General features: G+C 49.4%; 8 protein-coding genes and 1 tRNA gene. 7 read left to right on the top strand and 2 right to left on the bottom strand.

Annotation, left to right across the window (positions count from 1 at the left end; genetic code table 11):
- The first annotated feature begins 10 nt into the window (after positions 1–10).
- Positions 11–97: transfer RNA gene (locus ABD852_RS10800), tRNA-Leu, on the top strand.
- A gap of 76 nt (positions 98–173) precedes the next feature.
- On the opposite strand, the gene ABD852_RS10795 is transcribed toward ABD852_RS10800, so the two are convergent.
- Positions 174–1163 carry a hypothetical protein gene (locus ABD852_RS10795; protein WP_345028570.1) on the bottom strand — a complete coding sequence of 330 codons (990 nt, stop codon included), beginning with the start codon at positions 1161–1163 and terminating at the stop codon, positions 174–176.
- A gap of 454 nt (positions 1164–1617) precedes the next feature.
- Between ABD852_RS10795 and ABD852_RS10790 the strand changes: the two genes are divergently transcribed.
- The 5 genes from ABD852_RS10790 to ABD852_RS10770 all read left to right on the top strand — a co-directional run bounded on the left by ABD852_RS10790 (position 1618) and on the right by ABD852_RS10770 (position 10264).
- The gene (locus tag ABD852_RS10790) at positions 1618–2214 is read left to right on the top strand and encodes an RNA polymerase sigma factor (RefSeq protein WP_345028565.1); all 597 of its coding nucleotides are present in this window, start codon (positions 1618–1620) and stop codon (positions 2212–2214) included.
- 182 nt (positions 2215–2396) lie between these two features.
- Positions 2397–3413 (top strand): FecR family protein, encoded by a 1017-nt coding sequence (locus tag ABD852_RS10785; protein ID WP_345028561.1) that lies wholly within the window; start codon positions 2397–2399, stop codon positions 3411–3413.
- A 218-nt stretch (positions 3414–3631) separates the two neighbouring features.
- Positions 3632–6997 carry a SusC/RagA family TonB-linked outer membrane protein gene (locus tag ABD852_RS10780; protein WP_345028556.1) on the top strand — a complete coding sequence of 1122 codons (3366 nt, stop codon included), beginning with the start codon at positions 3632–3634 and terminating at the stop codon, positions 6995–6997.
- Between the two features lie 7 nt (positions 6998–7004).
- On the top strand, positions 7005–8639 hold the full coding sequence (locus tag ABD852_RS10775; RefSeq protein WP_345028555.1) for a RagB/SusD family nutrient uptake outer membrane protein: 1635 nt from the start codon (positions 7005–7007) through the stop codon (positions 8637–8639).
- Positions 8640–8686: 47 nt separating this feature from the next.
- Entirely contained in the window at positions 8687–10264 is a 1578-nt protein-coding gene (locus tag ABD852_RS10770; RefSeq protein ID WP_345028553.1) for a CehA/McbA family metallohydrolase, read from the top strand.
- A gap of 333 nt (positions 10265–10597) precedes the next feature.
- On the opposite strand, the gene ABD852_RS10765 is transcribed toward ABD852_RS10770, so the two are convergent.
- Positions 10598–11590, bottom strand: a complete 993-nt coding sequence (locus tag ABD852_RS10765; protein WP_345028549.1) for a sialidase family protein — start codon at positions 11588–11590, stop codon at positions 10598–10600.
- 132 nt (positions 11591–11722) lie between these two features.
- On the opposite strand from ABD852_RS10765, the gene ABD852_RS10760 reads away from it, so the two are divergent.
- On the top strand, positions 11723–12859 hold the full coding sequence (locus tag ABD852_RS10760) for a winged helix-turn-helix domain-containing protein (protein WP_345028547.1): 1137 nt from the start codon (positions 11723–11725) through the stop codon (positions 12857–12859).
- Position 12860 lies beyond the last annotated feature (1 nt).

The following is a 12860-nucleotide window of genomic DNA, read 5'->3' as shown; positions in this document are numbered from 1 at the left end:
GCACCCGCAAGCCGAAGTGGTGGAATTGGTAGACACGCACGTTTCAGGGGCGTGTGGGAGCAGTCCTGTATGGGTTCGAGTCCCATCTTCGGTACCAGCCGGAACTTTGATGAATTTTCATCGGAAGTTCCGGTTTTTTTTGTGAAGCAAGCTATAGTTAATATGGTAGATCTTTAATCCCACCCAATTTTCACTTTCAGCTTGATCAATGCTTTTTTAATTAGATATTTTACCCGAATGGCTCGCATTTCAGCGAGAAGGAGGCCTGGCACTTGAGCCGGTATGAGGTGGTGGGCTGTTAAATATGCCTTGGCATCGTCTTCAGTGCTGTTGTACAGATCATTCTCGCTATCAGCACGGTGGCCACTTCCATTCGCTGAAAAGGGCGCGTGTTTCATTAGCGGTTCAAATGGGAAGTTAATAAACCTGTAACCTTTGTTTACCATCGAGTGGAACCATATTGCTCCCCAGTCTGTGCCGTGCCAGCTCCCGCCAAATGGCAAAACATCTCCCTTCGGTACTACATTTTGTTGATACAGAGGGACATTTATCAGGCATGCATATTCATTGAGCCTGCACTCGGGAAGCGGGTGTATAAGTCCTTCCCCGATAAGTTTGTAGTGAATTTCTGCACGCGGAGGATTGTACTTGTCAACCAATTCTTTAAGCTGATCCCTGGAAGGTATAAAATTTTCAAATCTGGTGCTGTCGCACAATTGGGCTTTGAAAGCCGGACAGTTCCAGCACTGGCCGACCAGCCCTATTCCTGCAACATTCTTTTCCGTTGCTTTTTGCAGCATGTTGCCCAAAAGATCTTCTTCATAAAGACAGTCATTGTGAGTCATAAAGAGATATTGCTGGTCGGAGTGTTCCAGGGCATACTGGTATTTGAGTCCATAGCGCTTTTCAGGGTCTGTCAGCCACGATTCGTCGGGGTTTCCCGCATAATAGAAATACCGGGGATAAACATAGGTTACCGGCAGGTTCCTTAAGTAATATTTCAATAAAGGAATGACGTGGTACTGGTAATAAGGCTGGATTTTCTCGATGACCAGGAATATTTTGTTGATGTGCCGGGAGGAATGTTTCCATAGGGTAAGTAGTGTGACGGCAGTTTGATAGGGTTTGCCATAATAATTAACGCATACGTCTACTTTTTTCAAGTCTGTATAGCTATGAGTGTGAGTTTATGTTCAAATGTATCCTAAACATCAATGACAACCAAAATTGGCGGGAGTATCCCGACGCGGTTAGTATGTTTTCTATTGGACAAAGGACGGTGAAGGATAACCCTGCTTTCGCCACACTTCGCAACCCAGCGGCCGGCGAGTCTTATCACACCGCTACGGCGATCAGTAGATGTTCCGCATATCCGGCTTTAACTGGTATTGTTCAATCCCAACACCCGACTGTTTCGCGGATCATTTCTGCCGGAGGCCTGGCCCCTTCCGGGGAAATCGTTTTTCCTCGAAAAAAACGGCTAACTTTTTTATCTAAGATGTTCTGCTCCGGCCTTAACGAAAAAATAACTTTAAACGGAGTCGTGTTTTACTATTTTTGCCACAAAGTTTTTAGTCTTTTTTCGAGCCTATTACCCGGGCCACATGCAAAATGCGTATGGAAAAGTGTGAAAAAGTAGATTCTGACGACACTTTACAAAGGCTTGCTGCAGCCGATGAAAAGGCTTTCAGGGAAGTGTACGACAGGCACTGGAAAGTCGTGTACCTGGCGGCAGTGCGGTACATTCATTCTCCCGACCTTGCGCAGGATGTTGTCCAGGAAGTCTTCTTTACCCTGTGGAACAGGCGCGAACGGTTACAGCATATCCAGAGCCTGGAAGCCTACCTGGCCACCATGACCTACCACCAGGTGTACGCCATGCTCCGAAAATGGGCTACCGAAACAAAAAGCCGGAAGGTCTATTCGGAAAACCTTGAATACGCAGTCGACAATACCGATTTCGCCGTTCGCGCGCATCAGTATGAAGACATGATTGAAGTCCTTGTCGACAAGCTTCCTTCACAGCAAAAGCTGGTTTTCAAAATGTCAAGAAAAGAAGGGATGTCGCATGAAGCCATTGCGCGAGAATTGAATCTTTCCCAAAGAACTGTGAAAAATCACATGGTGAGGGCTTTGCAGTTTCTTCGTCAGAATTTCATCAACCATCTTGGTATACTACTTCTGATGGCCTCCAGGATCGCCCAGAAAGGATAAAGTTGCTCTCCGCACACATCAGGCAGGCCCGTTTACAGTACTGATTTTAGTTTCTTTTCTCCTTTCGGAAAAAAAATCATTTCCCGGTAGTCCTATCTCACCGCCAGACCACTCTGTATAAATGCAAGCCGGGAAACGCTGAGGTTCCCCAAACCGTAATATCAGGCTCCGGCCTGCTTTGTATGAACGACACGCGATTTATTTACCTTCTTGAACGACACAGGACCCAACAGGCCACGCCGTTGGAAGAAGAAGAATTCAAGGCCCTGATCCAATCCGGCAAGTACCGGGACCGGTTTCGCGATGAGCTGGCGAGGTTTATGGAGGAACGTTCCCATTCTGCCAAAGACGAAGAAGTACCGGTAGACGGCGAAAGGCTGTACGAAAAGATCCTTGCGAAACGACAACAATCAGAAGAAGATCACCAAACGCCGGCAAGTTCATTCGGGCTTTTTTTCCGGATTGCGGCGATGATAGCGCTGGGCCTGGGAATAGGCTGGTGGGCGCTGTCGCCTTCGCAAAACCCCGGGCAAATCGCCGCAACAAACGAGACAGGCGGAGAGGTGATCCATTTTACCCGGAAAGATTTTATCCGGTTACCTGATGGGAGTTCGGTGCTGCTCAACGACGACAGCGAGCTGACCTACTACGCCTCTTTCGGAGATAGCACCCGGGAAGTTACCCTAAGCGGGGAAGCTTTTTTTGATATTGCTCACAACGCTGAAAAGCCCTTTGTCGTTCATACGGGCGACATTACGACCCGTGTATTGGGCACCGCTTTTAACATCAATGCACGCGATAAGCAGGTCATGGTCACCGTCGAAAGAGGCCTTGTGAAGGTTGCCGACCGGAAGCAAACGTTGAGTCTGGTACACCCTTCCGAGAAGCTGGTAGTCAATACGATCCACCACGGATTTGAAAAGACTGAAATAAAACTTACGGAGGAAATTGCCTGGAAATCGGAAAGCCTGGTGTTTGATAACATTTCTCTTAAACAGGTAGTGGGACTTCTCAAGACACATTTCGGAGCCGATATCCGGATCGATAACCCGGCAATCGAAAACTGCCGCGTCAGCGCCTGGTTTCTTGACAATGAAAGTCTTGACGAGATCCTGGAAATGATCTGCCAGGTCAGACAAGCCCGCTATACCAGAACGGGCGATGCCATCTCCATTTCAGGTGGAATAGGATGTAACTAAATCGATTTAAAACAAATACTTCGCCTATGACGAAAAATTAATTCGAGTGAAGAGAGCGGCCATCCGGGTTAGGAGCCGAATGGCCACATGTTCTTAACAACCAACTAGTAGATCAATTATCAAAAACATGTAAAGTTATGCAATTATCTTTAACCAAGATTGCGTGCCCCTTTGAACCGTTGCCGCAACGAAGGAGACACGCCCTAATCCGGTCAATTATGCGGATCACGTTCTCCTATTTTATCCTGCTTTTCGGAACGATCCAGTTGCTGACAGCCAGTACGGGCAATAGCCAGGAGCTTCATCAAATCAGTGTGACAATCAGCGCGCAAAAGGAAAGCATGAAGGCTGTACTCCGGAAAATTGAACAGAAAACCGGCATGTCTTTCGTTTTACCGATGAACGAAGTTGATACGTATATAGTAGAGAGTCTGCCCGGAAAAAGGCGGGATGTCAAGACGACCCTAGACCTTATCTTCGCCAATACCGATCTCGGCTACAGGCAAATCAACAAGCGATCGATCGTTGTATACGTTAAAAACGCGGACCGGAATAAAAAGACACCTTCGTCCGGTTCAGCTGAGATTGACCAGGCAAAGGAAGTGGTTCCGCCAAGCATCAACGGCAAGGTAGTCGATGAAAAAGGCGACGGGTTACCCGGCGTAAGCATCATGCTCAAAGGTACCCAACAGGGGACGATCACCAATGAAAACGGCCATTTTCAGCTGGATGCCGGAGAAGGAGCGGTGCTGGTACTGAGTTTCGTCGGCTATGAAACACAGGAGTTTACGGTAAAGCGCGAAACGTTTGTCTCTATTTCGATGAAAGTGGACCAGAAATCGTTTGAAGAAATTGTCGTGGTAGGCTACGGAACCCAGAAGAAAACGTCGCTTACGGCGGCCGTATCGAGTATGAAGGGCGAAGAGATTTCAAAAGTGCCTACGACCAATCTCAGCAACAATCTCGGCGGCAGATTGGCAGGAGTTATTGTCAGACAGAATTCAGGCGAACCGGGACGCGACGAATCCAGTATTTATGTCAGGGGCATTTCCTCTACGGGGAACAACCAGCCCCTGCTTATTGTAGACGGGATCCCCCGCGATTTTCAGAAGCTCGATCCGAATACGATCGAGAGCCTCACCGTATTGAAAGACGCCGCAGCTGTTGCTCCCTACGGGGTAGCCGGTGCAAACGGTGTGGTCCTGGTCACGACAAAACGGGGCAAGCCGGGCGCGCCGACGCTGACGTACAATGGCTATGTGGGCTTTCAGAATCCAACCGCCTATCAGAAGCATGTCAGCCCCTACGAATTTGCGCTCTTGAAAAATCTCGCTGCACAAAACGACGGGCTCCCGATTCCTTACACGGAACAGGCGCTGCAAAAATTCAGGGATGGCACCAGGCCGGATGTCTTTCCGGTTGACGATGTCTGGAAAGCGTTGACCAAGAAAAATGCCCTCCTGACCAACCACAATGTCGAAGTAAACGGGGGTACCGAACGCGCCAGGTACTATGCCGCTTTTGGCTACCAGCACCAGGCCGGTCTTTGGCATACTACCGGCGAAAACAAGTACAATCTTGCGCTTAACATTGACGCCGACGTAACCAGCATCACAAAACTCTCGTTTAATTTAAACGGACGCCTGCAGAAAGACTGGTACCCTCCCATCGGAACGAGCAGGATTTTCGAGCTGATCGGGTATTCTCACCCTGCCAGGGGAGGGCCCCTGGTTTTTAGCAACGGGATGTACGGGAAATTTATCATGGGAAGCATCTACAACAAAGGTTATGCCCGGGAAAATACCACCTCCTTGTTCTCGCAGCTTTCCCTCGAGCAGAAAGTCCCCTTTATACCCGGTCTGAATTTAAGAGGAACGGTTGCGTTCGATCCCACTTACGGTTATAACAAAACGTGGCTGATGCCGGTCCAGCTGGCCACTATTGACACAACGCAAACACCCCATGTGATCAAAGACGGTGTGTTCGGACAGGCCAAATCCTCTCTGACCGAGGCCTCTCTGAACCGGAACCAACTAACTTTCCAGGGCGGGTTCAACTATGCAAAATCTTTCGGCAAAAACGCTGTTTCGGTTATCGGAGTGTTCGAAAGCAAAGAAAACAGCGTTCGCAATTTCGGCGCCGTCAGGAGAAACTACGACCTGGACATCCCTGAACTGAACATGGGAAGCTCCAGTCAGGCGGATCTCTCCAACAGCGGTTCTTCCAGCCTGGGGCGCCAGATAGGGGTTGTTTACCGGGTAAGCTATGACTATGCCGACAAATACATGGTGGAAGCAAGCGGACGCTACGACGGAAGCTACTATTTTCCAGCCAACCAGCGATATGGATTCTTCCCTGCATTTTCAGCAGGATGGAGAATTTCAGAGGAAAATTTTCTTAAAAACCACCGGGTGATCGACAACCTTAAGCTAAGGGCTTCATATGGAGAAGTAGGGGCACTTGCAGGCAGCGACTACCAGTACCTGACCCTCTATGGCGTGTCCAGTCCGGCCTATGTCATGGGCGGCAGTGCTGTGCAGGCGATCACCGAAAGAGCAGAACCGAATCGTAACATTACCTGGGAAAGAGCGAAAAAGACCGACGTAGGGGTTGAACTGTCGGCCTGGAAAGGGTTGCTCAATCTTGAAATCGATTATTTCTTCGAGAAGCGTTCCAATATGCTGACGCAGCCGGATGTAATCGTCCCGGACGAGTACGGAATAGGCCTCAGCCAGGTCAACGCCGGGATTATGAGCAACAGGGGGTTCGAATTCGCGATCGCATCAAATTACCGCATTTCGCCTGATCTCCAGGTATCGCTCGGTACAAATTTCACCTTTGCCAAAAACAAGCTGATTCAGACGTTTGAAACACCTGCTACCTTCAATAACCCGAACAGGCGGCGCACCGGACGGCAACTGGGAACACAATTTGGTTTGGAATCACTGGGCTTTTTCAAAGCGGAAGACTTCGACGAAGCGGGAAATCTGAAAGAGGGAATCGCTGTTCAGCCGTGGGGTAAAGTTCGCCCGGGTGATATCCGTTACGCGGATTTGAACAACGACGGAAAAATTGACATTAACGACGAAACGGTGATTGGAGAATCGCCGATCCCGCAGATCATCTACGGTATCTCGCCGTCTGTGAAGTATAAGAACTTCAGTGTTGATTTGCTCTTCCAGGGTGCAGGAAACAGGAACTTCTATCTCGAAGGCGACGGAGCCTGGCTGTTTTTCAACGGTATGGGCGCCTTCACGGAGAATCTCGACTACTGGACACCGGAGCATCAAAACGCAAGAAATCCGCGCGTCACGTCGGCGCCAACCCCGAATAATACCCAGCGATCCTCTTTCTGGATGGAAAACGCCGCCTATTTGCGGCTCAAAAACATGCTGATTTCCTACAACCTTCCCGCCAATCTGGTAAAACAGGCCGGGCTTCAGCATGTACGGCTCTATGTATCGGGTCAAAACGTGGTGACCTGGAGTAAAATTAAACGCTTCGACCCGGAAGTATCCAATGTCCAGGGGCGTATGTATCCCCAGCAACGGGTAACTTCTTTAGGGTTAAACATCACTTTCTAAAACAACGATGAAGAAAATAGTCGAAATATCAGTCAGGAAAGCGCTCGTTTGCTTTTTGTTCTGCGCCCTGTTTACGGCCTGCGACCAATACCTGGAGCTGTCTCCTACCGACAGGATCACAGACTCGGTAGTCTGGTCTACCACCACCAATGCCGACGCTTTTTTGAACGGCATCTACGCCGGTCTTCCCCGGGAATATATCAATTCCGATCCGGGTGACAATTTCTCGGACGACGGTTTCGGCGGGCAGGTGAATTTATACAGCCGGACCACCTATGCGCTTTCTAATTACAACCCGAGCAATGCACCCAATTATTGGACAAGCAACTATGCCAGCATCAGGAAGTGTAATTTGTTCCTGGAGAAGGTCGCTGCTTCCGCCCTTCCTGCCGACTGGAAGCTGGTGAGAACAGCGGAAGCCCGTTTCCTGAGAGCCTATTTTTATCATACCTTGTGGATAAACTATGGCGGCGTGCCCATCCTGACAGAGGTGCTGAATCAGGGTGCGGACGGCGATGCGATCTTCCACAGCAGAAATACCGCCGAAGAGGTCTTTGCCTTTGTTACCAATGAACTGGGCGCTATTGCGGAAAATCTGCCGCTGAAACCTGCTTCCGGCAGGGTTTCCCAGGGGGCGGCCCTCACGCTGAAGGGTTGGTGCGAGTTGTTTGAGGCAAGTCCGTTGAGAAACCCGGACAATGATCCGGCAAAATGGAGAAAAGCAGCCGAGACCAGCAAACGTGTGATTGACCTGGGTGTCTACCGACTGTTCCCGGATTTTGTTACGATGTTTTATGAAGAGAATAATCATAACGAGGAAGAGATTTTCAGCATACAATATCTCGGTGGTACGACGATCGGGGGCAGCAGGGAAGGCCTGCAGGGGCCGTTCAATGTAGGGGGAGAATCCAAATCGTGGGGAGCGATACGCCCGACACACAATCTTGTCAGTGAGTTTTTCATGGCCAACGGACTTCCGACCGATCACCCCGACTCAGGATATGACCCCAACAAGCCCTACCAGAACAGGGAAAAAAGGTTCTATGCCACGGTCTCTTTCGATGGTGCGCAATGGCTAGGAAAGCCGATGATCTACCGCGTTGGATCGGGAAGCCTGCTGGAGTTTGACAAAGGCTCTCCGACCGGCTACGACCTGGTAAAAGGGATGAACCCCAAGTACGCGATCCACGGTGACCAACGGTTAAACAGCGCCACGCAAAAAATCTTCCGCTATGCCGAAGTACTCCTCAACTACGCCGAAGCCCGTAACGAAGCAGACGGCCCGGATGACTCTGTCTACGAAGCCATCAATACGGTCAGGGCCAGAGTGGATTTGCCTGCGCTAAAATCCGGGCTGTCAAAAGACGACATGCGCAAGGCCATCCGCCAGGAAAGACGCGTGGAATTGGCCTTTGAACTGAAACGATTGCCGGATCTTATGCGATGGAAAGAAGCCGAGAAACTACTGAACCGGAATTTGCTGGGAATGAAAATAGAAAATGGGCCAGGCGGAACCATCGCTACGGTTGTCCCGGTAGCGGGCGGGCAGCGGGCTTTTCACGCTGAAAAAAACTACGTGCTTCCTATTCCTCAATCGGCCATTGATAAGAACCGGAATCTGGTTCAGAATCCTAATTACTAACCCCAAAACCCGGCTTCTGCCTGAAAACAGGAGCCGGTATCCTTTTTATGAAAAGACGTAAATTCCTGGAAAGGTTTTCTTTCCTGACCGGCGGCACAACGCTGACTGGTCCGCTTATGCGCCCAGCCGGCGGTCAAACTGAGAAAACTGAAGAAAAAACACCGAAAGTACTGACAGAAATCCGGGTCAACGCCCCTTCCGTCGTCGGCGTGAATGAACCTTTCTGGCTGGGAATAAGGCTCTTGACAGAGCCCTTCTTTGCCGAATGGAACCCGATCTGGCAACGAAAAGGAATTGCTGTAAACGGTCCGTTCAACCATTCTTCCCGTGGCATCAGGTACATGGAAAACGTCCTGCCTGAATGGGACAATGACGTCACCATTTCAGGGGATGAAGGTTACGAAGGACTGGAAAAATATTCGTTTAAAGCGGGGGAAATATCCGGGAGTGGGGGCCGGCGGCCTGTAAGACGGCTGGAGGGCTTCCGGTTCAGCAGCCCGGGAGTAAAGTACATTCGTGTAACCGATCCCGTGAGCGGTATTACCGGCACCAGCAACGCGATTTACGTAGCGCCCCGGAAGCCGGACAAGCGCTTGTTTTGGGGGAATATTCACTGTCATAGTATTTTCGGCGACGGTATCCGGTTGCCGGAAGAGGTGTACGACTTTGCCAGAAACGAATCTTTCCTGGATATTTTCGCCCTCACAGACCACACCGAAGCGATTACAAAAGGCCAGTGGAGTTACTTTAAGGAGGTAACGAACGACTACAATGAGGCCGGGCGTTTTGTGACGTTTGTGGGCGGAGAATGGACAAGCCCTCAATACGGGCACAGAAATTTCATCTATCCCGGCGACGACGGTCCGATCCTTCGGTGCAATGACCCTGCGCAGGATACGCTTCAGAAAATTTACGCGATCGCCAGAAGTGCCGGCGCCCTGATCGTCGCCAACCACACGGCGAGTTTCGGGCACACCACCAATTGGGACAACGGGCACGATCCTGAAGTAGAACGCCTGGTGGAGGTATACTCTATCGGCGGCATCAATGAAATGGTATTCGGACTCGGTCCGCGCTTCAAAAACCGGTCAAAGGATAAGGAAGTGGTGGGCAGTCATGCTGTTGACGGCCTGAAAAGAGGCTTTCGCCTGGGTATGATCGGTACCGGAGACGATCACGACGGGCGCCCCGGAGACGCGCTTCATCAGCTCCAAACCAAACCGGAAGACTATAAATATTTGCGGGGACCTGGCCTGATGGGCGTCTGGGCAGAAGAGCTGACGAGAGCATCCGTCTTTAACGCCCTCTGGAATCGTCACGTATTTGGCACTACCAACAACCGGACACTTCTTAAATTCACCATCAACGGCCACCTGATGGGTTCCGAAATCACTGCCGGTGGGCCACTTTCCGTTCACGTGGAATTGGCGGGCAATCTGCTTGTCCAGCGGATTGATCTACTCAGGGAGGGCAATGTCGTCAGGTCCAGCGAACCGAATGCGCCATCGGCTAATTGGGATTTTCAGGAAGAGCCCGTTACATCGCCAACATGGTACTATATCAGGGTTTCTATGGCAGAAGGACATATCGCGTGGTCAAGCCCCATCTGGATCAAAAACGCCTGAAGGTGAGACCTGATAGGTCTTTTCTTCTTTTTCAAACGCTCCCCGGCGAAAGCTGAGGAGCGTTTTTTCTTGCCCGCCGGACTTATTGAACAGTTTGAACCGGCAAGGTCTCTGTGCATCCCGCGTTCTCCGTGGTTAAACAAAAGCCCTTAAAGTTTTTGAGTCCGCATCTGCTGCGGTTGGTTTGGTCTTTACAGGAAATCCGTCCCAGTGGTGGTAGTCAGCTATAAAATCAACAATCCTGCCCATCATATGCGAGTTATTCGCATTAATCATGATCACAACGCCTTGTCCTTTGTCCACACCAGCGGTAAGCAACGCATCAAAGATTTCTTAACATCCGCCACTTCTCGGGATGGCATAAACCACGTTGCGTGAAACAGATAAGTTGAAGACTTTATCCCTTATTGCAGGAAATAAAAGCTGCCATGTTTTTCCCTTGTCTGAAGATCTGTAAATACCAGCGGCATGGCCACAAAGCAGGTATTTGCCAACCTCTGCAATTGAAGCGATGTCGAGGCTTGGCGGAAGGCCAACATCGATAGGCTGCCAGGTTTTACCCCCGTCATAGGATGTCCGTACTCTGCTTGTCTCCGTCTTGGTACTGTAAGTAATAGCGGCAAATCCATCTTTGATGCGTTCGATAGCGATGCCCACTCCACCCTCATTGATCACATCGACCCAATTTTCACCATCGTCTACCGACCGGATAATACCTCTCTGACTGGTCGCCAGCAGCACGCCGTCTGATTCTACCAATTTCATTACCCGACCTCCGTCATAGACTCGCTTCCAGCTTTTTTCTCTGTCATCAAATTTGAAAAGACCCCTGTCGCAGCCGATAAAAACGTCGTCCCCGGTTTCAAAAATGGTGCGAATGCTCTTCCCCGGAAAATCAGTATAGATCGGTAGCCATAAACCCGTTCCGTTTATTTTTTGAACAAACCAGCCGTCATAATTGAATGCAAGCATTCCGGTCCTGCCAGGGACAATGCTGCTACGGTTGGCCGGGGAAATCTCTTTTTCCCAGAAAGGAGCAATGGAATTCGGTTTGCTGTAATACATCTCATTTCCGGCATGCAGATAAATCCCATTGTCATTTGCAAGGGAACCATCTCTCGGGATATCGTCTCCCGTCAAGTTTTCAGGCAGTCCTTCGCTAATATCCTGCCAGGTATCTCCGCCATCTACGGACTTAAAGATGATGTTTGACGCAACCGCCTTATTGTTATCCGGGGCTGGGGTTGATTGTGGGAATTCCCAAGGCTGACTAAAGGAAAACGGAAACAGAAAAAGGAGCAAAAAAGCAAGGTTATGGATTTTCATGACTAAAATGGTTGGGTGAAATAATAGAATAAAATTGTTTTTAACTTCACATGTCCAAATGTAGAGACCAGTTTAGCCGCTCTCGTAAATCAACTGTAAAATCTTGTTTGTCAATTGTAAAAAGAAATGTAAATGCGCGTAAATTCTGCTTTTGACGGCTCTTTCGCTGCTCTGCTGGTGGTGCGTTCCGGAATTGCCATAGTGCTGCTTGGAGCCTTTTTCATCAGCTCTTCTTTTACAGAATATTTCAATCGCGACTTACGGGCAAAGCAAGTGAACCTGTTGATCCGTAAAACCGGCCATCGGCTGCTGCTGCAGGCAGGTGATTCAACCTCACGCGTATTGCCCGTTACCGAGATTAATGAAGGCACGTTTCTACTCAGGTTTGAAAATGAATTCGTTTTTAACCATGACTCACTTATCGCGCTGTCACAGCGTTTACTTCCCAAAAAACAGTTTCCTTCCGGTTACACGGTTACTGTACACGATTGCAGAAAGAAGAGCATTGTCTATGGTTTCCAGGTAAATAATACCTCGCCGGATATTCTGGCTTGTAACGGCAGAAGTCAGCCTCCAGGATGTTACACAATTGAATTTGCCTTTCCGGATCTTTATGAGAACCTAAATCGGCAGAAAGCTGACACCGATCAGCCAGCTGAGTCAGTTAAAGCGGATACCCGGGACGTCGATCAAAAGAATACGGGATCAAAAGCGCCAACCATCGGCAGTGGCATCGGTCGGCATACTGGTGAACTCAAATCAGCCAAAGTGGATCCCGAGGAAGTCAATCTAATAAGTGAAGAATCAAAAACGACATACTTTGACTTTTCATTCAGCAAAGTAACTTATGCCTTTATTATAGTGTTGCTGGGTATGGTCCTGGCAGTCAGTCGATTCGGAAAATTTTTAAAACCGTTGTCCGGGGGGAATCAAAATCAGGTTACAAAGAAAGAGTCTGGTCCGGAGTTGGCTGCGCTCGGAAAATTTTTGTTCAACGTGAAAGGACAGCACTTGCTTCTGGAGAGTGAGGTAGTTAGTCTTACAGCCAAAGAATGCAAGGTTCTGGAATTGCTCCACAGAAATTTCGGTGAATTGATTCCCCGCGAAACGCTGATGCAGGAAGTCTGGATCAATGAGGGGGTCTTCACCGGCCGCAGCCTGGACATGTTTGTGTCAAAACTTCGAAAGAAATTAAGCCATGATCCTGAGCTAAGAATAACGAATGTTCATGGGAAGGGGTATAAGCTGGAAATGTCCGGTGGATTTTAAG

It is taken from the genome of Ravibacter arvi (assembly GCF_039540405.1).
GTDB classification, from domain to species: Bacteria; Bacteroidota; Bacteroidia; order Cytophagales; family Spirosomataceae; genus Ravibacter; species Ravibacter arvi.
This window is presented reverse-complemented; position numbering and strand designations above follow the sequence as displayed.